Raw genomic sequence first — 20,702 nt, forward strand, 5'->3', positions numbered from 1 at the left:
ACCTACAAGTCGAGCAGGGACGAAAGTCGGGCTTAGTGATCCGGTGGTTCCGCATGGAAGGGCCATCGCTCAACGGATAAAAGCTACCCCGGGGATAACAGGCTTATCTCCCCCAAGAGTCCACATCGACGGGGAGGTTTGGCACCTCGATGTCGGCTCATCGCATCCTGGGGCTGTAGTCGGTCCCAAGGGTTGGGCTGTTCGCCCATTAAAGCGGTACGCGAGCTGGGTTCAGAACGTCGTGAGACAGTTCGGTCCCTATCCGTCGTGGGCGTAGGAAATTTGAGAGGAGCTGTCCTTAGTACGAGAGGACCGGGATGGACGCACCGCTGGTGTACCAGTTGTTCTGCCAAGGGCATAGCTGGGTAGCTATGTGCGGAAGGGATAAGTGCTGAAAGCATCTAAGCATGAAGCCCCCCTCAAGATGAGATTTCCCATAGCGTAAGCTAGTAAGATCCCTGAAAGATGATCAGGTTGATAGGTTCGAGGTGGAAGCATGGTGACATGTGGAGCTGACGAATACTAATAGATCGAGGACTTAACCATATAATATGTAGCAATGTTATCTAGTTTTGAAGGAATATGCCTTCATAGTTTGGTGATGATGGCAGAGAGGTCACACCCGTTCCCATACCGAACACGGAAGTTAAGCTCTCTAGCGCCGATGGTAGTTGGGACCTTGTCCCTGTGAGAGTAGGACGTCGCCAAGCAACTAAAAACACAAGTCTTTTGACTTGTGTTTTTTTGTATTGTTAAAAAGAATGGGAAAGAAGTAATGGTAATACAAACACGTTGCCCAAGAGTTAATCATATTATATAAGAGATGGGTGTATATTTTTCTGGAAATTGTTAAGGATTAGAAGTATAAAATAGGTTCACTTAAATAGGGAGGGAAGGTTATGAAATTACAAAGTGAAGTTTGTATTGTTTGTGAGACAAAAAGAAAAGAAGGTATATATGTTTATAATAATTTAATATGTTATGAATGTGAAAAGGATATGGTGAATACAGAGACAGATGACCCGAAATATATACATTATTTAAAGCAACTTCGAAAATTAGAAGTATCATATTTTTAAATAGGCATATGCCTATTATTTTTTTTGTTCTGTATAATAGATGGAGAATGAATAATAAGGAAGAGATGTAGATGAATCAAAATCATATGCCTTTATATGAGGCGTTAATCGAGTTTAAAGAAAGAGGGCCGTTATCCTTTCATGTCCCAGGTCATAAGAATGGTTTAAACTTCCCTCAGAAGGCAATAAGAGAGTTTAAAGATATTCTATCTATTGATGTAACTGAGTTAGCAGGACTAGATGATTTGCATAGTCCGTTTGAATGTATAGATGAGGCACAACAATTATTGGCTGAAGTGTATGATACAAAGAAAAGTTATTTTTTAATTAATGGTTCAACAGTCGGGAACTTAGCGATGATTTTGTCTTGTTGTGGGGAACATGATATTGTTCTTGTACAAAGAAATTGTCATAAATCAATTATTAATGGTTTAAAACTAGCGGGAGCAAATCCCATTTTTTTAGATCCATGGATTGATGAAACTTATAACGTACCAGTGGGAGTTCGTAATGAAATTATTAAGAAAGCAATTGGAAAATATCCAAATGCGAAAGCACTCATTCTAACGCATCCTAATTATTATGGTATGGGGATGGATTTAGAGGCAAGTATCGCTTTTGCACATGCACATGAAATCCCTGTTTTGATAGATGAGGCACATGGGGCACATCTTTGTTTAGGAGAACCATTCCCGAAATCAGCGTTAACATATGGTGCAGATATTGTAGTGCATTCTGCACATAAGACATTACCCGCAATGACAATGGGTTCCTATTTACATATAAATAGTTACTTAGTAGACGAAGAGAAGGTTACTACTTATTTAAGTATGCTACAATCTAGTAGTCCATCGTATCCAATTATGGCTTCCTTGGATATAGCACGCTTTACAATGGCGCGTATAAAAGAAGAAGGTCATGGTGAAATTGTTGAGTTTTTACGGAGATTTAAGGAACGGTTACGTTCTATTCCCCAAATCGCCATTTTAGAATATCCGTTGCAAGACGAGTTAAAGGTTACCGTACAAACTCGTTGTCAGTTATCAGGGTACGAATTACAGTCCGTATTTGAAAAGGTCGGTATATATACAGAGATGGCTGATCCGTACAATGTCCTATTTATTTTACCCCTGCAAGCAAATGAGGGGTATATGAAGGCTATAGAGATGATCCGAGTAGCATTGCAACATTATGACGTGAAAGACAAGAGGGAATCTATTCGTTATACTTATAAAGGTGAATTCTCTCCTTTGCCGTATACGTATAAACAACTAGAAAGATATGGAACAAAGATAGTATCTATAGAAGAGGCTGTTGGAATGATAGCGGCGGAAATGGTGATTCCGTATCCACCTGGGATTCCATTGGTTATGTATGGAGAGAGAATTACTTCAGAGCATAAAGAGCAAATTATGTATTTAGAGAGAGCAGGAGCTCGTTTTCAAGGTAATACGAAATATATGAAAGTGTATGATATAGAAAGTAGGTTTTAGGATGAAGGGATTATTTGTAACAATTGAAGGCCCAGAAGGTTCAGGTAAAACAACGTTAATTAAAAGCTTATTGCCATATTTTGAACAAAAAGCACAAAAGGTAATGGCGACAAGGGAACCAGGTGGTATTGCAATTTCTGAGGACATTAGGACGATTTTACATAAACAAGAATATACGATGATGGAAGCACGTACAGAAGCGCTTCTTTATGCTGCTGCGCGCAGACAACACTTAGTAGAAAAAGTTATGCCAGCACTTAATGAGAACTATCTCGTGTTATGTGATCGTTTTATAGATAGCTCTTTAGCATATCAAGGCTATGCAAGAGGATTGGGTATGGATAAGGTATTTGAAATAAATCGTTTCGCAACAGAGGACTGTATGCCTAGTTTAACAATTTATCTAGACATCGAGCCTGAGGTTGGCTTGGCTCGGATTGAAAAAGATGCAGGACGTGAAGTAAATCGACTAGATATGGAAGATATCTCTTTCCATAAACGTGTGCGCGAAGGGTATTTACAAGTTGTAGAACGTTTCTCGGAGCGTATTGTATTGGTAAATGCTGATCAGCCGATGGAAAAACTTATAGAAGAAGTTGTTCAGATTATAGAAGATAAATTGTTATAATAGAAGGAAAGAATGAAATAAGTGAGGTATGCATTATGATGAAGACGTGGGAGCAGCTTTCTGCTATACAACCCATCGGTGTAAAAATGTTGATGAATAGCATTGCAAAAGAGCGTATATCCCACGCTTACTTGTTAGAGGGAGGGAAAGGTACGGGAAAGTTTGCGACAGCAATTCAAATGGCAAAGAGTTTCCTCTGTTCTCAGCGGAATGGAGTAGAGCCCTGTCATGTATGCACAAATTGTAAGCGAATTGATTCAGGTAACCAACCTAACTTACATATTGTAAAACCAGACGGATTATCTATTAAGAAGCAGCAAATTCATGATTTACAAGAAGAGTTTTCAAAAACAGGATTAGAGGCAAATAAAAAATTATATATTATTGAGCACGCAGATCGTATGACAGCAAATGCGGCAAATACACTTTTGAAATTTTTAGAAGAACCAAGTAGTGATACAACCGCTATTTTACTTACTGAACAAAGTCATCAAATTTTAAATACGATTTTATCTCGTTGCCAAGTTGTTACGTTTAGACCGTTACCTACAGAATCTTTAATTAGAAGATTACAGGAAGAAGGTATTACAGCATCTTTATCGACACTTGCTGCTCAACTCACAAATAGTTTTGATGAAGCTTTAGCTTTATGTAGTGATGAATGGTTTGCACAAGCACGAGCTTTAGTGATAAAATTATGTGAAGCGCTCGAAAAAGATAAAACCTCTATTTTTTTTGTACAAGAAAAATGGGGAAAACACTTTGGAGAGAAAGAACAATTACAGCAAGGGTTAGATATGTTACTCCTTATTTATAAGGATTTACTATATGTTCAACTTGGAGAAGAAGATCGTCTTGTTTTTCATGAGCAGAAAGAGATGTTTGAATCGTTTTCCTATGCTCAGAAGCGCATTGTATCAGCTCTCTTTAATATATTAGAGGCAAAAAATAGAATCAACGCTAATGTAAATGCGCAGCTTGTGTTCGAACAGTTAGTGTTGCGGTTGCAGGAGGGATGACCGTTTTGTATGATGTAGTAGGTGTTCGCTTTAAGAAGGCCGGAAAGGTATATTACTTTGATCCAAATCAGTTCGATATCTCTGAAAATGAGTTTGTTATTGTAGAAACGGTAAGAGGTATTGAATACGGAAAAGTAGTTATTACCAAAAAGCAAGTTGATGAAAACGACGTTGTATTACCGCTAAAAAAGGTTATTCGTATTGCAAATGAAAATGATCGTACCATTGTTGAAGAGAACAAACATGCTGCAAAAGAAGCATATCAAGTCTGTCAGCAAAAGGTAGTAGAGCATAATCTTGATATGAAACTTGTAGATGTAGAGTATACATTCGATCGTAATAAGATTATTTTCTATTTTACTGCGGATGGTCGGATTGATTTCCGCGAACTAGTGAAGGACTTAGCGGCAATTTTTAGAACAAGAATTGAACTAAGACAAATTGGTGTTCGTGATGAAGCGAAGATGCTAGGTGGTATTGGTCCATGTGGTCGTATGCTTTGTTGTTCTACTTTTTTAGGAGATTTTGAACCTGTATCCATTAAAATGGCAAAGGATCAAAATTTATCATTAAATCCTGCAAAAATCTCTGGTTTATGTGGTCGCTTAATGTGTTGCTTAAAATATGAGAATGATGAATATGAGGCAGCAAAGGAACAACTTCCTGATTTAGATCAACGTATACAAACCCCGCATGGTACTGGCCGTGTGATCGGATTAAATATTTTAGAAAGATTAATTCAAGTGGAACTAGTAGACAAGGAACGGATAGTAGAATATACGTTAGATGAGTTAGTGAATAAAGGGGTCGTTTCGAGTCAAACCACAGATTAATGAGGTGGGTGCTTGTGGAGAAAAAAGATATTTTTGAATCGGTTTCTAGTATGGAAGAGCAAATTGGACATTTATACAAACAGCTGGGAGAGTTAAAACAGCATCTTGCAGAGTTGTTGGAAGAAAACCAGCATATAAAAATGGAAAATAACAATTTGCGACACCGTTTTGAAGAAGTGCAGAATAAAGAAAAACAAAAAACTCAAAAGCGTAAAGAAGTGAAGCCGAAAACAGATATTGGTGAAGGCTATGACAATTTAGCGAGACTGTATCAAGAAGGTTTTCATATTTGCAATCTGCATTATGGAAGTGTACGTAAAGAGGGAGATTGTTTGTTCTGTCTGTCATTCTTAAATAAAAAGTGAAATTACCTTTCCAATTATAATTGGAAAGGTAATTTTTTATACATGAAATAGGGTAGGTTAAGGGTAAGAAAAGGAGCAGTATATGAATTTATATGAAGATGAACGTTTAGATTACTTATTAGCGCAAGACATGAAGATTATACAAAGCCCATCAGTATTTAATTTTTCTTTAGATGCTGTTTTACTGGCAGATTTTGCATGGGTACCAATTCAAAAGGGGAATTTACTTGATTTGTGTACAGGTAACGCAGTTGTCCCCCTTCTATTAAGTACAAGAACAAAAGGAAAGATTACTGGTGTGGAAATTCAAGAACGCTTATATGATATGGGAGTAAGAAGTGTTCAATGTAATGGGCTGGAAGAAAGAATTCACCTCATACATGGAGATTTGAAAGATATGCCAGAGAAACTCGGACGTCATCAATATGATGTTGTTACATGTAATCCACCATATTTTCAAACACCTCAAACTTCAGAGAAAAATATGAATGAACATTTAGCGATAGCTCGTCATGAAATTATGTGTACATTAGAAGATGTTGTATCTGCAAGTAGTCAGTTAGTAAAACAAGGTGGGAAAGTGGCGTTTGTACATCGTCCAGGGCGATTACTCGACATTGTCACATTAATGCGTAAATATAAAATTGAACCAAAGCGTGTGCGATTTGTTTATCCTAAGGTTGGAAAAGAAGCAAATACATTGTTAATTGAAGGAATTAAGGATGGAAATGCAGATTTAAAAATTTTACCACCTCTCGTTGTATATGAGAACAATAACGAATATACAAAGGAGATACGTTCAATTTTATATGGAGAAGAATAAGCATTTTTTTTATGTGGTAGAGTGCTCTGATGGAAGTTATTATGCTGGATATACAAACCATATAGAAAAACGAATACAGACTCATAATAGCGGCAAAGGAGCTAAGTATACACGCGTCAGGCTTCCTGTCGTTTTAAAATATGTAGAGACCCATGATGATAAGCGTACAGCTATGCAAGCGGAGTATTACTTTAAGCAATTAACGAGAAAACAAAAAGAGGCATATATGCAAAAAGGAGAACGCTATGTGGCAACAAAAAAGCTTTCAACAAAATGAAAAGGGAGTTTTATATTTAGTACCAACTCCTATTGGAAATTTAGAAGATATGACATTTCGTGCAATCCGAATTTTAAAAGAAGTTGATTTAATTGCTGCTGAAGATACGAGACAAACGAAAAAACTTTGTAATTATTTTGAAATTGAAACACCTGTCACGAGTTATCATGAGCATAATAAAGAAGTAAGTGGAAAGAGAATATTAGAGAAGTTAGAGGATGGAAAGAATGTAGCACTTGTTAGTGACGCTGGTATGCCGTGTATTTCTGATCCGGGTTACGATATTGTTGTTGAGGCAGTAGCTGAGCAATATCATGTAATTCCGCTTCCTGGAGCAAATGCAGCCCTTACAGCATTAATTGCATCCGGTCTTGAAACAAAGCAGTTTTATTTCTATGGTTTCTTGCAGAGAAACAAAAAGGAACGGAAGATGGAGTTAGAAAAGCTTCGTTATGTACAAACTACAATGATGTTTTATGAAGCGCCTCATCGTTTAGATGATACTTTAATTTCGATGCAGGAAGTGTTGGGAAATAGAGAGATTGTATTGTGTCGAGAGTTAACGAAAAAATTTGAGGAATTTATTCGAGGGACAATTCAAGAAGCAATTGAGTGGACGAAGCAAAATGAAGTACGTGGTGAGTTTTGTATTTTAGTAGCTGGTTCAACAGAAGAACCTGCTCCAGAAGAACAATGGTGGGAATCTCTTTCAGTATATGATCATATTGAACACTATATAAATGAAAAAGGTATGAATTCAAAAGAAGCGATTAAAACAGTCGCTAAAGATCGAGATTTGTCGAAAAGAGATGTATATCAAATCTATCATGTCGATAAAAAATAAGCTTCTCATAATTGAGAAGCTTATTTTGCTGTTTCGATATAATCTTGAAGTTCGTTTAAGATTTGCTCAGCGCCTTCTTTGCTTAAGATGATTTTACCTTCAGCTAAAGAAAGGTTACCGTCAGATACTTCACCAGTTACTTGGCAAGTCATGTTTGGTTTATATTTCTTTAAGATGATTTTTTCGTCATCAACATAGATTTCAAGAGCGTCCTTTTCTGCAATACCTAAAGTACGGCGTAATTCGATTGGAATTACTACACGACCTAATTCATCAACTTTACGAACAATACCAGTAGATTTCATAATTTTTTTCCTCCTAAATAAATAGTTTATAAGTTTCGAGTCTATTTTTAGATTCGTCATTTTTCGACAAAATACCCTATGGACATATGATACCAATCATTTACATTTCCGTCAATTCTTAAATTCTATATTTTTTAAAAAGATTTATAGATTTCTTATTTCTTATATATAATAGATTGAGAGGAAATTCCACAATTATTTACAATATTTTCAGAAAAAAATAACAAATTTCAAGTGAAGATTGTATATTTTTTTGAAATATGAGCAATAGATGATAAAGATATCGAGCATTAAGACCCAGAATTCAAAATTAGGTTGGCTTAAAGAAGATAAGTGAGGTTCGGGCTGCTCGTAAAAGCCCGATTGATGTGGGCTAATAATCAGTGGGGATGAAGAAAAACCCCACTGATTAAAGTTTCACTTTATATATGAGTTTTTGATATACTGTTTATAAATACATATGAGGTTATTCGGGAGGTCCAAAACAATGACAGAGGAAAATAAGTCCTTTTATATTACTACCCCAATTTATTATCCAAGTGGAAAATTACACATTGGACATGCTTATACGACAGTAGCAGGAGATGCGATGGCACGATATAAGCGTATGCAAGGATATAATGTGCATTATTTAACAGGAACTGATGAGCATGGACAGAAGATCCAAAAGAAAGCAGAAGAGTTAAATATTACGCCACAGGCATATGTTGATAATATTGTTGCAGGAATTAAAGAGCTTTGGGAGAAGATGGATATTTCTTATGATGATTTTATTCGTACAACTGAAGATCGTCATAAAGATGTTGTCGAAAAAATCTTTAAGCAATTAGTAGATCAAGGTGACATTTATCTTGATGAATATGAAGGTTGGTATTCTGTACAAGATGAGACGTTCTATACAGAGCATCAATTAGTAGATCCAATTATGGAAGGTGACAAAGTAGTTGGAGGGAAAAGCCCAGATAGTGGTCATGATGTAGAACTTGTTCGTGAAGAATCTTATTTCTTTAGAATGGGTAAATATGTCGACAGACTATTAAAGTTCTATGAAGATAATCCACATTTCATTCAGCCGGAGTCTCGTAAAAATGAAATGATTAATAATTTTATTAAACCAGGATTAGAAGATTTAGCAGTTTCTCGTACTTCATTTGACTGGGGAGTTCGTGTTCCTGGTAACCCAAAACACGTTATTTACGTATGGGTTGACGCATTATCTAACTATATTACGGCGTTAGGTTATGGAACAGCAAATGAAGAGAAATATAAAAAATTCTGGCCTGCAGATGTGCATTTAGTTGGGAAAGAAATCGTTCGTTTCCATACAATTTATTGGCCGATAATTTTAATGGCATTAGATTTACCTCTTCCAAAGAAAGTCTTTGCTCATGGCTGGATTTTAATGAAGGATGGAAAGATGAGTAAGTCAAAAGGAAACGTAGTAGATCCAGTTACATTAATCGATCGTTATGGATTGGATGCATTACGTTATTACTTACTTCGTGAAGTTCCATTTGGATCTGATGGCGTATTTACACCAGAAGGATTTGTGGAGCGTATTAATTTCGACTTAGCAAATGACTTAGGTAATTTATTAAATCGTACAGTAGCTATGATTGATAAGTACTTTAACGGAGAAATCCCTGCATTTAAAGCAAATGTAACAGAATTTGATGAAACGTTAGTAGCGTTTGCACAAGATACTTTGAAAAAAGTAGAAGAAGCAATGGAGAATATGGAGTTCTCTGTAGCGTTAGGATCTATTTGGCAATTGGTTAGTCGTACGAATAAATATATTGATGAAACACAACCATGGGTATTAGCAAAAGATGAGAATGATCGTGAAAAGTTAGCTTCCGTAATGGCTCATTTAGCAGAAGTACTTCGTCAAACAGGTATTATGCTTATGCCATTCTTAACAGTAGCACCAAGCAAGATGTTTGCTCAGCTTGGCCTTACTGATGAGGCTCATAAATCTTGGGAAAGTCTATCTACAATTGGCTGTATTCCAGCTGGAACAAAAGTAGAAAAAGGAAACCCAATTTTCCCTCGTTTAGAAATAGAAGTGGAAGTAGAGTACATTAAAGAACAAATGAAAAGCTCTGCCCCTAAAGTAGAAGAGAAAAAAGAAGAAGAGCCGAAGGCAGAAGAAATTACAATTGATGATTTCTTTAAAGTAGAATTACGCGTAGCTGAAGTACTATCTGCTGAACCTGTGAAAAAAGCAGACAAGTTGTTAAAAATTCAACTAGACTTAGGCACAGAAAAGCGTCAAGTTGTTTCTGGAATTGCAAAATTCTATTCGCCAGAAGACCTAAAAGGTAAAAAGGTTATTTGTGTAACAAACTTAAAACCTGTAAAATTACGCGGTGAATTATCGCAAGGTATGATTTTAGCGGGTGAAGAGAATGGCGTATTGTCATTAGCATCAATTGACCAAAATCTACCAAATGGTACAAAAATCAAGTAATTAAGACAAGAAAAGAGATGTTTCACGTGTAACATGTGTGAAGCGTCTTTTTTCTTTTTACATTCTCTATTTTTGCATTAAGATTGTAGTATTGTTATCGTTAAGTTATTAAAGAACTTATTTTTGTAGAATAAACTGGATTTCAATATAAAAGGAGTTATGTATTATGTTGTTTGATACACATTCGCATTTGAATGCAGAGCAATTTGAAGAAGATTTGCAAGAAGTTATTGCCCGAATGAAAGAAGCGGGAGTTACTTATACAGTTGTTGTTGGTTTTGATGAAGTAACGATAAAAAAGGCGATGGAATTAGCTGAAGCTTATGATTTTATTTACGCTGCGGTTGGATGGCATCCAGTTGATGCAATTGACATGACAGAAGAACATTTAGCTTGGTTAGAAGAACTTGCTTCTCATCCTAAAGTCGTTGCACTTGGAGAAATGGGTTTAGATTATCATTGGGATAAGTCTCCAAAAGAAATACAGAAAGAAGTATTTCGTAAACAAATTGCATTAGCGAAAAAAGTGAAATTGCCGATTATTATACATAATCGCGATGCAACTCAAGATATTGTTGATATTCTAGAAGAAGAGAATGCAGCTGAAGTAGGAGGCATTATGCATTGTTTTAGCGGCAGCGTAGAAGTAGCAGAGCGATGTGTTGATATGAACTTTCTAATTTCGTTAGGCGGACCAGTTACATTTAAAAACGCTAAAAAGCCGAAAGAGGTTGCTACGGAGATTCCATTAGAGAAATTGTTAATAGAGACGGATTGTCCATATCTAACGCCGCATCCATTTCGAGGGAAACGAAATGAACCGAGTTATGTAAAACTCGTAGCAGAAGAAATTGCGAATTTAAAAGGTGTTTCTTATGAGGAAGTAGCAGAAATGACAACCAAAAATGCAAAAGCTTTATTTGGTGTTGAATAAAAAAGAATGGGGAAACCTGTTCTTTTTTATTTTGAAAAAACACTAGTAGAAGTGATGAAGAAAATAAATGTGAATGATGAAGTGTTACAATAAGGACAGAGAACAAAGATTTTTCTATTCTATTTTTTAAAATATAAGAATGAGGAAAATAATAATGGAAAAGTCGTCATTTTTTTGTTTTACTAAGTAGAGACGAAACGAGTGTGGAGGCAAGCATGAAAATAAAAGAGATTATCGTTGTAGAAGGTAAAGATGATACAGTTGCGATTAAGCGTGCTGTTGATGCGGATACAATTGAAACGAACGGTTCAGCAATCGGTGATCATGTTATTGAGCAAGTTAAATTAGCGCAGCAAAAAAGGGGCGTTATTATTTTCACAGATCCAGATTATCCTGGAGAGCGTATTCGAAAAATTATTTCTGACAAGGTTCCCGGCTGTAAGCATGCCTTTTTATCGAAGGAAGAAGCGCTTGCTAAAAGGAAAAAGGGAGTTGGGATCGAACATGCTTCTAATGAGTCGATTCGCCGTGCTCTAGAGAATATACATGAAGAAATGGAAGCTTATACAAGTGAAATTAGTTGGAGTGATTTAGTCGATGCAGGCTTAGTGGGCGGAGAAATGGCAAAGAGCCGCAGAGAAAGAATGGGTAAGCTATTAAAGATTGGTTATACAAATGCAAAACAGTTACATAAACGATTACAGATGTTTCAAGTTTCAAAGGAATCATTTGGAGAAGCTTATAAGCAAGTAATACAGGAGGAAAAAAAATGAAGGATATCGCAACGCCAAATCGTACAAAAGACATTGTTGAAAAGTATGGATTTTCATTCAAAAAAAGTTTAGGACAAAACTTTTTAATTGATACAAATGTATTAAATCGTATTGTCGATCATGCAGAAATTGGTTCAGAAAGTGGTGCAATTGAAATTGGACCAGGTATCGGTGCATTAACAGAGCAATTAGCGAAGCGTGCTAAAAAAGTAGTGGCTTTTGAAATTGATCAAAGACTATTACCAATTTTAGATGAGACGTTAGCACCATATGGTAACGTTACAGTTATTAATAAAGACGTACTAAAAGCGGATGTACATGAAGTATTTAATGAGCAATTTGAAGAAGGGCAAGATGTAATGGTAGTAGCTAACTTGCCATACTATATTACAACGCCAATTTTATTTAAATTGCTTGAAGAAAAGTTACCAGTTCGTGGATTTGTTGTTATGATGCAAAAAGAAGTTGGAGATCGTTTAGCTGCTAAACCTGGAACGAAAGAGTATGGTTCTTTATCGATTGCTATTCAGTATTATACAGAAGTTGAAACAGTTATGACTGTACCGCGTACAGTGTTTGTACCACAGCCAAATGTTGATTCTGCAATTATTCGCCTTCTAAAGCGTCCGAAACCGGTTGTAGAGGTGACAGATGAAACATTCTTCTTTGAAGTAGTACGAGCAAGTTTCGCACAGCGCCGTAAAACTTTGATGAATAATTTATCAAATAATTTAAATGGTTTCCCGAAAGATAAGGAATTATTGGATCGAATTTTAACAGAAGTAGGAATTGATCCAAAGCGAAGAGGCGAAACGCTATCTATTGAAGAGTTTGCAACATTAAGTAATGCATTGGTTCTTCATAAATTATCATAAGAATATGAAAGGGACAGTTCAACTTGAACTGTCCCTTTTGTCACCTTTCTCCCTCTAAATTCATATTTTAAAAACAGGTAAGATGGCCTAATGAGTTTGGAGGTAGGAGAATGGCTTTACATGTTGGAGAATTAGTGGAACGATATTCTCATAAGAGGGATATTCTTTTTCGTATTATAGAAATAAAAGGCGAGATAGCTATATTGTTTGGAGAGGAAATTAGACTGGTGGCGGATGCGCCACTTGAAGATTTAATTAGTATAGATCAACGAGAACATAAAAAAAGGGTGAAGCGTGAGAAAGAAACAATGGAGCGCACGTATCGTTTGTTTCAACAAGATTATGTGTTAATGAAACAAAGGCATGAACATACTTCAACTGGTGGATACACAAGTGAGGTGAATTATTTTCAAATGCCGGGACGTGTATTGCATATAGATGGAGATCCTTTATATTTGCGCAAGTGCTTAGACTTATATAACAAAATTGGCGTTCCTGTACAAGGTATTCATTGTAAAGAAACGGAGATGCATGAAAAAGTAGTAGACTTAATAGATCACTTTCGCCCAGACATTCTCGTTATTACGGGGCATGATGCATATACAAAATCGAAAGGAGTGAAGGGAGATTTAGCGGCATACAGGCATTCAAGGCATTTTGTACAGGCTGTTCGAGAAGTGCGAAAAAAATATCCATCATTGGATCAACTTGTTATTTTTGCTGGGGCATGTCAATCGCACTTTGAGGCACTAATTCGTGCAGGGGCCAATTTCGCTAGTTCACCATCTAGAATTAATATTCATGCACTAGATCCTGTATATGTAGTTGGTAAAATTAGTTTTACTTCATTTATGGAGAGAGTCAATGTATGGGATGTCGTACGTAATACAATTACTGGTGAAAAGGGACTAGGTGGAATTGAAACGAGAGGGATTTTACGAACGGGATTACCTTTTCAACATTACGAAGAGTAAGCAGGGTACATATGTATCTTGCTTTTTTGTATGGAAGGATTTAAATGAATTTGGATAAAAAGAGACAAGAACGTACAGACTACGTAATGATACTTTTACAATATAGTATTTCTTCTATCTATTCAAACGCAAGATGATATTAGCTGTGAATCGAGGTTAATAATTAGGATAGATATATCGTGTTTTAAGTGTTCAATCTAAATTACAGCGAGGTGTAGCGAAGTATATGTCAAAACGTTTAGATGAAATTAAAAGCGAATTAGATCACCATCTTGGACAGCGACTTATGTTAAAAGCAAATAGTGGAAGAAGAAAAACTGTGGAGCAATCAGGTGTACTAGCAGAAACATACCGTTCTGTTTTTGTTGTACAATTGGATCAACAAGAAGATGCGTTGCAACGTGTATCTTATAGTTATGCAGATGTTTTAACAGAGACAGTAGAGTTAACATTTTATGGAGACCCTCATGATGAGGTCATTTTATAATCCGTATATCATTACATATATTCCCATAAATGAAAAGCTATATTATTTTGCATACTAACTATACCGTAGCAAAATAAGGAGGGACTCTGCATTGAGTAGACGAAGAGGTGTCATGTCAAACCAATTTAAAGAAGAGCTAGCAAAAGAGCTTGGCTTTTATGATGTTGTTCAGAAAGAAGGATGGGGCGGAATTCGTGCGAAAGATGCTGGTAACATGGTGAAACGTGCTATAGAAATTGCAGAACAGCAATTAATGAAACGAAACCAGTAGTTGTAAGATACTTTCTATGCTACGGTAGCCGAGGAGACATTCCTCGGCTTTTTGTACTCTAAAAGGTGCCATCATTTTACATAAGTAGTTTCATTCTGAATGCTTTTCGTTATAATTAGGGAAGTGTCATCGTCTTACTATAAATTTATGGTAAAATAAACGATAAAAGATTGAGTACATAGAGTGGGTGAATAGATTGAAGCTACTAGTGAAAGCACCAGCAAAGATTAATCTGTCGTTAGATGTACTGGGAAAAAGACAAGACGGATATCATGAAGTGAAAATGATTATGACAACCATTGATTTAGCAGATCGTCTAGAACTAACGGAATTAGCAGAAGACCGTATTGAAATTTTATCCCATAATCGGTATGTCCCAGACGACCAACGAAATTTAGCTTATCAGGCAGCGAAATTATTAAAAGAGAAGTTTAATGTAAAAAAAGGTGTATCTATTACTATTGAAAAAACGATTCCAGTAGCAGCTGGATTAGCAGGTGGAAGTAGTGATGCAGCAGCGACATTACGTGGTCTTAATAAATTATGGAATTTAGGGCTTACAATTGATGAGTTAGCAGAGCTTGGCGCAGAAATTGGATCAGATGTATCTTTCTGTGTATATGGCGGCACAGCAATTGCCACTGGAAGAGGAGAGAAAATTGAGCATATAAAGACTCCGCCTTCTTGTTGGGTTATTTTAGCGAAACCACATATAGGTGTATCTACTGCTGATGTGTATGGAAATTTAAAGTTAAATCGAGTTACACATCCAAATGTAGATAAAATGGTTGATGTCATAAATTCTGGAGATTATAAAGGGATTTGTGATACTGTTGGTAACGTTTTAGAAGATGTAACATTTGGAATGCATCCTGAAGTTGCACGTATTAAATCACAGATGAAGCGATTCGGAGCGGATGCTGTATTGATGAGTGGAAGTGGTCCAACTGTATTTGGACTTGTACACCATGATTCTCGAATGCATCGCATTTATAACGGATTAAAAGGATTTTGTGAACAGGTCTATGCGGTACGTTTATTAGGAGAGCGAGAAACGCTTGAATAAAGACGTATAATACGTTATGATTTGTTTAGAATATTCGTGATTTGAGGTGAGAGTATGAAAATTAGAAGAAGTACAAGATTAGTCGATATGACTTATTACTTGCTACAAAACCCTCGTCAGCTAGTATCTCTCACTTTTTTTGCTGAAAGGTATCAATCGGCTAAGTCTTCCATTAGTGAGGATTTAGTTATTATTAAGCAAACGTTTGAACAACAAGGGGTCGGCACATTGCAAACGATACCAGGAGCAGCAGGAGGAGTGAAATATATACCGTATATAAGTGAAGAAGAGGCAGATCTAATTATTGATGAGCTTTGTGGCTTATTTGAAAATCCAGATCGTATTTTGCCTGGCGGTTACTTATACATGACAGATTTATTAAGTAATCCTCGCCATATTAATGGCGCAGGTCGTTTGTTTGCTTCTGTTTTTGCTAGGCAATCAATTGATGCGGTTATGACAGTGGCAACGAAAGGGATTCCACTTGCTTATGCAGTGGCAAATTACTTAGATGTACCAGTTGTAATTGCAAGGAAAGATAATAAGGTAACAGAAGGTCCGACTGTTAGTATTAACTATGTGTCGGGTTCTTCTAAACGAATTCAAACAATGACGTTAGCAAAACGCAGCCTTCCAGAAGGATCGAATGTTTTAATTATTGATGACTTCATGAAAGCTGGCGGAACGATTCAAGGTATGATGAGTATGTTAGAAGAGTTCAAGGCTAATGTTGTTGGTATTGGTGTATTAGTAGAATCCACAGATATTGAAGAACGACTAATTAATAATTTTGTATCATTAATTCGTCTATCGGAAGTTGATGTGAAAGAAAAAACGATTCAAGTGGAAAAAGGGAATTATTCTCTTGCACCATTTGATGAAGGGCTTGTAGAGGCTGAATAAAAGGTAGAGCAGATAGCTCTATCTTTTTTTATTTTATTTATAGATTATAAAATAGATGGACAAACTGCCTTTCGTACACTATTTTTAAAGAGTAAAATAAATAATAAAAGGGTGAAAAGTATGAAAGTTGTTCAAACAAGCAAGGCACCACAAGCGATTGGACCTTACTCACAAGGGATTATTGTAAATAATATGTTTTATAGCTCAGGACAAATTCCATTAACGGAAAATGGGGAGCTTGTAACAGGAGATGTAACAGTACAAACAGAACAAGTATTTCAAAATTTACAAGCGGTATTAGAGGAAGCGGGTGCTTCATTTGATACAGTCGTAAAAACAACAGTATTTTTAAAGGACATGGATGATTTTAATGCTGTGAATGAAGTATATAGCTCTTATTTCTCTACTCATAAACCAGCTCGATCTTGTGTGCAAGTAGCAAAATTACCGAAAGATGTTTCCGTTGAAATTGAAGTAATCGCCCTAGTTAAGTAACCTTTTGTAAGCGATAACCTCCACTAATCTCTATATTCAACTACATTAAAAATTTTTATCTTAAAAATTTTTAAAAAATTAAAGGGAAAATAGAAAATTTGTGGAATTTATACAAATATATCGCTTATTTAGAAAAGGGTGGTGAACACAAGATGGAAGTGACTGACGTAAGATTACGCCGCGTAAACACAGAAGGCCGCATGAGAGCAATTGCCTCTATTACTTTGGACCATGAATTTGTTGTTCATGATATTCGTGTAATTGATGGTAATAATGGATTATTTGTAGCAATGCCAAGTAAACGTACTCCAGATGGAGAGTTCCGTGACATTGCACATCCGATTAATTCTGGTACACGCTCTAAAATTCAAGATGCGGTTTTAACAGAGTATCATCGTTTAGGCGAGTTAGAAGAGGTTGAGTTTGAAGAAGCAGGTGCTTCGTAAAATTCGAATGAAAAGGGCTTTGACGAAAAGCCTTATAATTTTGTAGCAAACTCCTGTAAGCATTTACAGGAGTTTGTTTTTTTTGCTTTATATTTGAAAATTTCATAATTCATTAACATAAAAAGAAGAAACTACTAATTTTTTCAAAATCATTTTAAATAGTATAGCTTATTTCTTAAAAAAGATACTAAAGAGTAAAACATCTTATAAGAATTATGGTAAAATTTAATAGTTAAAATGTGTTTCTTGAAATATATGATGATTTAGGATAATATCTTTAATGGATAAATAGGTTGCGATGGAGGGTCTATATGTCAAACAGATTTGCAGTGATTCTAGCTGCAGGTAAAGGCACACGTATGAAGTCTAAGCTATACAAAGTGCTGCATCCTGTATGTGGAAAACCTATGGTACAACACGTAGTCGATCAAGTATCTCAATTAGGATTGCAGAAACTTGTAACGGTTGTTGGGCATGGTGCTGAAATGGTACAAGAACAGCTAGGAAACGTAAGTGAGTTTGCATTACAAGCAGAACAACTTGGTACAGCACATGCTGTAGATCAAGCTGCAAGTGTACTTGCAAATGAAGAAGGAACAACTTTAGTTATTTGTGGGGATACGCCGCTAATAACTGCTGAAACGATGGAAGCATTACTTCAGCAACATAAAGAAGCAGGAGCAATGGCGACGGTGCTAACAGCGTACATAGAAGAACCTGCTGGATATGGCCGTATTGTTCGTAATGAGAATGGTCATGTTGAAAAGATTGTTGAGCATAAAGATGCAAATGAGAAAGAATTAGCTATTAAAGAAATCAATACAGGTACGTATTGTTTTGATAATAAGGCTTTATTTGCTTCACTTTCTAAAGTTTCAAATGATAACGTACAAGGTGAATATTACCTTCCAGATGTTATTGAGATTTTAAAAAATGAAGGTCATATCGTATCAGCTTATCAAACAGAGCAGTTCGATGAAACGTTAGGTGTTAACGACAGAGTCGCTCTATCGCAAGCGGAAATTATTATGAAAAACCGTATCAACCGAAAGAACATGGTAAATGGTGTTACAATTATTGATCCAAGTAACACTTATATTTCTGCTGATGCAATTATCGGTAGTGATACAGTTCTTCATCCAGGAACAATTATTGAGGGGAACACTGTAATTGGTTCTGATTGTGAAATTGGACCGCATACAGTAATTCGTGATAGTGAAATTGGAGATCGTACGACAATTCGTCAATCTACTGTACATGATAGTAAACTTGGTACAGAAGTATCGATTGGTCCATTTGCACACATTCGCCCAGATTCAGTTATTGGAGACGAAGTACGCGTTGGAAACTTCGTGGAAATCAAAAAAACTGTCTTTGGTAATAGAAGTAAAGCTTCACACTTGAGTTATATCGGGGATGCACAAGTTGGAGAAGACGTGAATCTTGGTTGTGGTTCAATTACGGTGAACTATGACGGTAAGAATAAATTCAAAACTGTGATTGGTAATGGGGTATTTATTGGATGTAATTCAAACCTTGTTGCTCCAGTAACAGTTGAAGATGGTGCTTATGTGGCAGCAGGCTCTACAATTACAGAGAATGTTCCATCAAAAGCATTATCGGTAGCACGTGCACGTCAAGTTAACAAAGAAGACTATGTTGATCAATTGCTGAATAAGAAAAAATCATAATGTGGAGGGTTAATCTAGATGTCGACTCAATATCTAAATTCTAATTTGAAAGTATTCTCTTTAAACTCTAATAAGGAACTTGCTGAGCAGATTGCAAAGCATATTGGAGTAGGACTAGGAAAATGTTCTGTTGATCGTTTTAGTGATGGAGAAGTTCAAATTAACATTGAAGAAAGTATCCGTGGTTGCGATGTATTCATTATTCAATCTACAAGCTTCCCAGTAAACGAACATATCATGGAATTACTTATTATGATCGATGCATTAAAACGTGCATCTGCGAAAACAATTAATATTGTTATTCCTTATTATGGTTATGCGCGTCAAGACCGTAAAGCGCGTTCTCGTGAACCAATTACATCGAAACTTGTAGCAAACTTGCTTGAAACAGCAGGTGCAACTCGTGTAATCACTCTAGATTTACATGCTCCACAAATTCAAGGGTTCTTTGATATCCCAATCGACCACTTAATGGGTGTACCGATTCTTTCTGATTACTTTGAAACAAAAGGTCTTAAAGATATCGTAATCGTGTCTCCTGATCATGGTGGTGTAACTCGTGCAAGAAAAATGGCAGATCGTCTAAAAGCGCCAATCGCTATTATTGATAAGCGTCGTCCTCGCCCGAACGTATCAGAGGTAATGAACATTATCGGTAATATTGAAGGAAAAACAGCGATTTTAATTGATGACATCATTGATACAGCTGGTACAATTACATTAGCAGCAAACGCTCTTGTTGAGAACGGTGCTTCTGAAGTATATGCTTGCTGTACACACCCAGTATTATCTGGCCCAGCAATTGAGCGTATTCAAAATTCAAATATTAAAGAGTTAGTTGTAACGAACTCTATCGTATTACCAGAAGAGAAGAAAATCGACAAAGTACATGAACTTTCAGTTGCTCCATTAATTGGAGAAGCAATCATTCGTGTATACGAAGAAGAATCTGTGAGTGTATTATTCAATTAATTGGATAGAATGAGACGTAACCAATTTTGGTTACGTCTTTTCGTATCGAAAAAAGAAAGTAGTGGTACAAGAATGAAATTGATAGTAGGACTTGGGAACCCAGGTAGAGAATATGAATTAACAAGGCATAATATTGGATTTATGGCCATTGATGAACTTGCGAAGCGTTGGAACATTTCTTTGAATGAACAAAAATTTAAAGGTGTATTTGGTGCAGGGTTTGTTAATGGAGAAAAGGTAATCTTATTAAAGCCGCTAACATATATGAATTTATCTGGGGAAAGTATTCGTCCACTCATGGATTATTATAAAATTGATGTTGAGGACTTCGTTGTTATGTACGACGATTTAGACATTCCTGTAGGTAAATTGCGTCTTCGCATGAAAGGTAGTGCTGGTGGACATAATGGTGTAAAGTCAACGATTTCGCACCTAGGAACACAAGAATTTCAACGTATCCGTATGGGAATCGATCGCCCGAAAAATGGAATGAAGGTAGTCGATTATGTATTAGGACGCTTTACATCTGAAGAGATTCCGGATGTTAACCATTCTATTGAAAAAGCAGCGGATGCATGTGAAGAGTGGCTAAATAAGCCTTTTCTCCAAATCATGAATACTTTCAATAGTTAAAAATGAGATTGGGAATATTTCTCTTTTGTTTTACCCATACTAGTAG

At 36.2% G+C, this 20,702-nt stretch carries 24 protein-coding genes and 2 rRNA genes (1 of these 26 cut by a window edge); 25 read left to right on the forward strand and 1 reads right to left on the reverse strand.

Annotated elements, in window-relative coordinates:
• The 11 genes from N2V79_RS00145 to rsmI all read left to right on the forward strand — a co-directional run.
• Positions 1-546, forward strand: a 23S ribosomal RNA gene (locus N2V79_RS00145); it begins 2,376 nt to the left of the window's first position.
• 48 nt (positions 547-594) lie between these two features.
• A 5S ribosomal RNA gene (gene rrf / locus N2V79_RS00150) occupies positions 595-710 on the forward strand.
• A gap of 189 nt (positions 711-899) precedes the next feature.
• On the forward strand, positions 900-1,079 hold the full coding sequence (locus N2V79_RS00155) for a sigma factor G inhibitor Gin (protein WP_000776279.1): 180 nt from the start codon (positions 900-902) through the stop codon (positions 1,077-1,079).
• Between the two features lie 71 nt (positions 1,080-1,150).
• Positions 1,151-2,572: an aminotransferase class I/II-fold pyridoxal phosphate-dependent enzyme gene (locus N2V79_RS00160; protein WP_340719510.1), complete on the forward strand. Its 1,422-nt coding sequence runs from the start codon at positions 1,151-1,153 to the stop codon at positions 2,570-2,572.
• 1 nt (position 2,573) lies between these two features.
• On the forward strand, positions 2,574-3,200 hold the full coding sequence (tmk, locus tag N2V79_RS00165; protein WP_000677220.1) for a dTMP kinase: 627 nt from the start codon (positions 2,574-2,576) through the stop codon (positions 3,198-3,200).
• 35 nt (positions 3,201-3,235) lie between these two features.
• On the forward strand, positions 3,236-4,219 hold the full coding sequence (gene holB / locus N2V79_RS00170) for a DNA polymerase III subunit delta' (protein WP_340719511.1): 984 nt from the start codon (positions 3,236-3,238) through the stop codon (positions 4,217-4,219).
• Between the two features lie 5 nt (positions 4,220-4,224).
• Entirely contained in the window at positions 4,225-5,052 is an 828-nt protein-coding gene (locus tag N2V79_RS00175) for a PSP1 domain-containing protein (protein WP_000272429.1), read from the forward strand.
• A gap of 14 nt (positions 5,053-5,066) precedes the next feature.
• On the forward strand, positions 5,067-5,417 hold the full coding sequence (yabA, locus tag N2V79_RS00180) for a DNA replication initiation control protein YabA (protein ID WP_000412063.1): 351 nt from the start codon (positions 5,067-5,069) through the stop codon (positions 5,415-5,417).
• 82 nt (positions 5,418-5,499) lie between these two features.
• Entirely contained in the window at positions 5,500-6,240 is a 741-nt protein-coding gene (locus N2V79_RS00185) for a tRNA1(Val) (adenine(37)-N6)-methyltransferase (protein WP_069354731.1), read from the forward strand.
• Positions 6,227-6,517 (forward strand): GIY-YIG nuclease family protein, encoded by a 291-nt coding sequence (locus N2V79_RS00190; protein ID WP_000414350.1) that lies wholly within the window; start codon positions 6,227-6,229, stop codon positions 6,515-6,517. Before N2V79_RS00185 ends, N2V79_RS00190 begins: the two co-directional genes overlap by 14 nt.
• Complete coding sequence (rsmI, locus tag N2V79_RS00195; protein WP_000267824.1) at positions 6,486-7,361, forward strand: 16S rRNA (cytidine(1402)-2'-O)-methyltransferase; 876 nt, start codon at positions 6,486-6,488, stop codon at positions 7,359-7,361. The genes N2V79_RS00190 and rsmI overlap by 32 nt, the downstream gene beginning before the upstream one ends.
• A gap of 20 nt (positions 7,362-7,381) precedes the next feature.
• Here the strand turns inward: rsmI and N2V79_RS00200 are convergent, their stop codons facing one another.
• Positions 7,382-7,666 (reverse strand): AbrB/MazE/SpoVT family DNA-binding domain-containing protein, encoded by a 285-nt coding sequence (locus N2V79_RS00200; protein WP_000843036.1) that lies wholly within the window; start codon positions 7,664-7,666, stop codon positions 7,382-7,384.
• 487 nt (positions 7,667-8,153) lie between these two features.
• On the opposite strand from N2V79_RS00200, the gene metG reads away from it, so the two are divergent.
• The 14 genes from metG (at position 8,154) to pth (ending at position 20,656) form a co-directional block, all read left to right on the forward strand.
• A complete protein-coding gene (metG, locus tag N2V79_RS00205) occupies positions 8,154-10,136 on the forward strand; it encodes a methionine--tRNA ligase (protein WP_000134131.1) in 1,983 nt (660 codons plus the stop codon).
• A 166-nt stretch (positions 10,137-10,302) separates the two neighbouring features.
• Entirely contained in the window at positions 10,303-11,070 is a 768-nt protein-coding gene (locus tag N2V79_RS00210; RefSeq protein ID WP_000895840.1) for a TatD family hydrolase, read from the forward strand.
• A 215-nt stretch (positions 11,071-11,285) separates the two neighbouring features.
• Positions 11,286-11,843 (forward strand): ribonuclease M5, encoded by a 558-nt coding sequence (gene rnmV / locus N2V79_RS00215; RefSeq protein WP_340719512.1) that lies wholly within the window; start codon positions 11,286-11,288, stop codon positions 11,841-11,843.
• Positions 11,840-12,718, forward strand: a complete 879-nt coding sequence (rsmA, locus tag N2V79_RS00220; RefSeq protein WP_000651548.1) for a 16S rRNA (adenine(1518)-N(6)/adenine(1519)-N(6))-dimethyltransferase RsmA — start codon at positions 11,840-11,842, stop codon at positions 12,716-12,718. Before rnmV ends, rsmA begins: the two co-directional genes overlap by 4 nt.
• A gap of 110 nt (positions 12,719-12,828) precedes the next feature.
• Positions 12,829-13,692 carry a sporulation peptidase YabG gene (yabG, locus tag N2V79_RS00225; RefSeq protein ID WP_001173734.1) on the forward strand — a complete coding sequence of 288 codons (864 nt, stop codon included), beginning with the start codon at positions 12,829-12,831 and terminating at the stop codon, positions 13,690-13,692.
• Between the two features lie 226 nt (positions 13,693-13,918).
• Positions 13,919-14,179 carry a biofilm formation stimulator Veg gene (veg, locus tag N2V79_RS00230; protein ID WP_000044346.1) on the forward strand — a complete coding sequence of 87 codons (261 nt, stop codon included), beginning with the start codon at positions 13,919-13,921 and terminating at the stop codon, positions 14,177-14,179.
• 91 nt (positions 14,180-14,270) lie between these two features.
• A complete protein-coding gene (gene sspF / locus N2V79_RS00235; protein WP_002094215.1) occupies positions 14,271-14,450 on the forward strand; it encodes an acid-soluble spore protein SspF in 180 nt (59 codons plus the stop codon).
• A gap of 196 nt (positions 14,451-14,646) precedes the next feature.
• Positions 14,647-15,516 (forward strand): 4-(cytidine 5'-diphospho)-2-C-methyl-D-erythritol kinase, encoded by an 870-nt coding sequence (gene ispE / locus N2V79_RS00240; RefSeq protein WP_000772104.1) that lies wholly within the window; start codon positions 14,647-14,649, stop codon positions 15,514-15,516.
• 54 nt (positions 15,517-15,570) lie between these two features.
• Positions 15,571-16,419 (forward strand): pur operon repressor, encoded by an 849-nt coding sequence (gene purR / locus N2V79_RS00245; RefSeq protein WP_000702467.1) that lies wholly within the window; start codon positions 15,571-15,573, stop codon positions 16,417-16,419.
• Positions 16,420-16,539: 120 nt separating this feature from the next.
• Positions 16,540-16,914: a RidA family protein gene (locus tag N2V79_RS00250; RefSeq protein ID WP_000869823.1), complete on the forward strand. Its 375-nt coding sequence runs from the start codon at positions 16,540-16,542 to the stop codon at positions 16,912-16,914.
• Between the two features lie 152 nt (positions 16,915-17,066).
• On the forward strand, positions 17,067-17,360 hold the full coding sequence (gene spoVG, locus N2V79_RS00255) for a septation regulator SpoVG (RefSeq protein ID WP_000454041.1): 294 nt from the start codon (positions 17,067-17,069) through the stop codon (positions 17,358-17,360).
• A gap of 311 nt (positions 17,361-17,671) precedes the next feature.
• Positions 17,672-19,051 (forward strand): bifunctional UDP-N-acetylglucosamine diphosphorylase/glucosamine-1-phosphate N-acetyltransferase GlmU, encoded by a 1,380-nt coding sequence (glmU, locus tag N2V79_RS00260; RefSeq protein ID WP_053563253.1) that lies wholly within the window; start codon positions 17,672-17,674, stop codon positions 19,049-19,051.
• Between the two features lie 18 nt (positions 19,052-19,069).
• Positions 19,070-20,023: a ribose-phosphate diphosphokinase gene (locus tag N2V79_RS00265; RefSeq protein WP_000107420.1), complete on the forward strand. Its 954-nt coding sequence runs from the start codon at positions 19,070-19,072 to the stop codon at positions 20,021-20,023.
• 72 nt (positions 20,024-20,095) lie between these two features.
• Positions 20,096-20,656 carry an aminoacyl-tRNA hydrolase gene (pth, locus tag N2V79_RS00270; protein WP_000767702.1) on the forward strand — a complete coding sequence of 187 codons (561 nt, stop codon included), beginning with the start codon at positions 20,096-20,098 and terminating at the stop codon, positions 20,654-20,656.
• Positions 20,657-20,702: the final 46 nt, after the last annotated feature.

It is taken from the genome of Bacillus sp. CH_70, from assembly GCF_038007045.1.
Lineage (GTDB): Bacteria > Bacillota > Bacilli > Bacillales > Bacillaceae_G > Bacillus_A > Bacillus_A cereus.

What these genes read in the sequence shown, in the direction of transcription:
- pth (WP_000767702.1), top strand. Translation starts at nt 20,096, where the DNA reads ATGAAATTGATAGTAGGACTTGGGAACCCAGGTAGAGAATATGAATTA.
- N2V79_RS00190 (WP_000414350.1), top strand. Translation starts at nt 6,227, where the DNA reads ATGGAGAAGAATAAGCATTTTTTTTATGTGGTAGAGTGCTCTGATGGA.
- tmk (WP_000677220.1), top strand. Translation starts at nt 2,574, where the DNA reads ATGAAGGGATTATTTGTAACAATTGAAGGCCCAGAAGGTTCAGGTAAA.
- N2V79_RS00265 (WP_000107420.1), top strand. Translation starts at nt 19,070, where the DNA reads ATGTCGACTCAATATCTAAATTCTAATTTGAAAGTATTCTCTTTAAAC.
- N2V79_RS00200 (WP_000843036.1), bottom strand. Translation starts at nt 7,666, where the DNA reads ATGAAATCTACTGGTATTGTTCGTAAAGTTGATGAATTAGGTCGTGTA.
- rsmI (WP_000267824.1), top strand. Translation starts at nt 6,486, where the DNA reads ATGTGGCAACAAAAAAGCTTTCAACAAAATGAAAAGGGAGTTTTATAT.
- rsmA (WP_000651548.1), top strand. Translation starts at nt 11,840, where the DNA reads ATGAAGGATATCGCAACGCCAAATCGTACAAAAGACATTGTTGAAAAG.
- N2V79_RS00185 (WP_069354731.1), top strand. Translation starts at nt 5,500, where the DNA reads ATGAATTTATATGAAGATGAACGTTTAGATTACTTATTAGCGCAAGAC.
- rnmV (WP_340719512.1), top strand. Translation starts at nt 11,286, where the DNA reads ATGAAAATAAAAGAGATTATCGTTGTAGAAGGTAAAGATGATACAGTT.
- N2V79_RS00210 (WP_000895840.1), top strand. Translation starts at nt 10,303, where the DNA reads ATGTTGTTTGATACACATTCGCATTTGAATGCAGAGCAATTTGAAGAA.
- veg (WP_000044346.1), top strand. Translation starts at nt 13,919, where the DNA reads ATGTCAAAACGTTTAGATGAAATTAAAAGCGAATTAGATCACCATCTT.
- spoVG (WP_000454041.1), top strand. Translation starts at nt 17,067, where the DNA reads ATGGAAGTGACTGACGTAAGATTACGCCGCGTAAACACAGAAGGCCGC.
- metG (WP_000134131.1), top strand. Translation starts at nt 8,154, where the DNA reads ATGACAGAGGAAAATAAGTCCTTTTATATTACTACCCCAATTTATTAT.
- purR (WP_000702467.1), top strand. Translation starts at nt 15,571, where the DNA reads ATGAAAATTAGAAGAAGTACAAGATTAGTCGATATGACTTATTACTTG.
- glmU (WP_053563253.1), top strand. Translation starts at nt 17,672, where the DNA reads ATGTCAAACAGATTTGCAGTGATTCTAGCTGCAGGTAAAGGCACACGT.
- N2V79_RS00160 (WP_340719510.1), top strand. Translation starts at nt 1,151, where the DNA reads ATGAATCAAAATCATATGCCTTTATATGAGGCGTTAATCGAGTTTAAA.
- N2V79_RS00250 (WP_000869823.1), top strand. Translation starts at nt 16,540, where the DNA reads ATGAAAGTTGTTCAAACAAGCAAGGCACCACAAGCGATTGGACCTTAC.
- N2V79_RS00155 (WP_000776279.1), top strand. Translation starts at nt 900, where the DNA reads ATGAAATTACAAAGTGAAGTTTGTATTGTTTGTGAGACAAAAAGAAAA.
- holB (WP_340719511.1), top strand. Translation starts at nt 3,236, where the DNA reads ATGATGAAGACGTGGGAGCAGCTTTCTGCTATACAACCCATCGGTGTA.
- yabG (WP_001173734.1), top strand. Translation starts at nt 12,829, where the DNA reads ATGGCTTTACATGTTGGAGAATTAGTGGAACGATATTCTCATAAGAGG.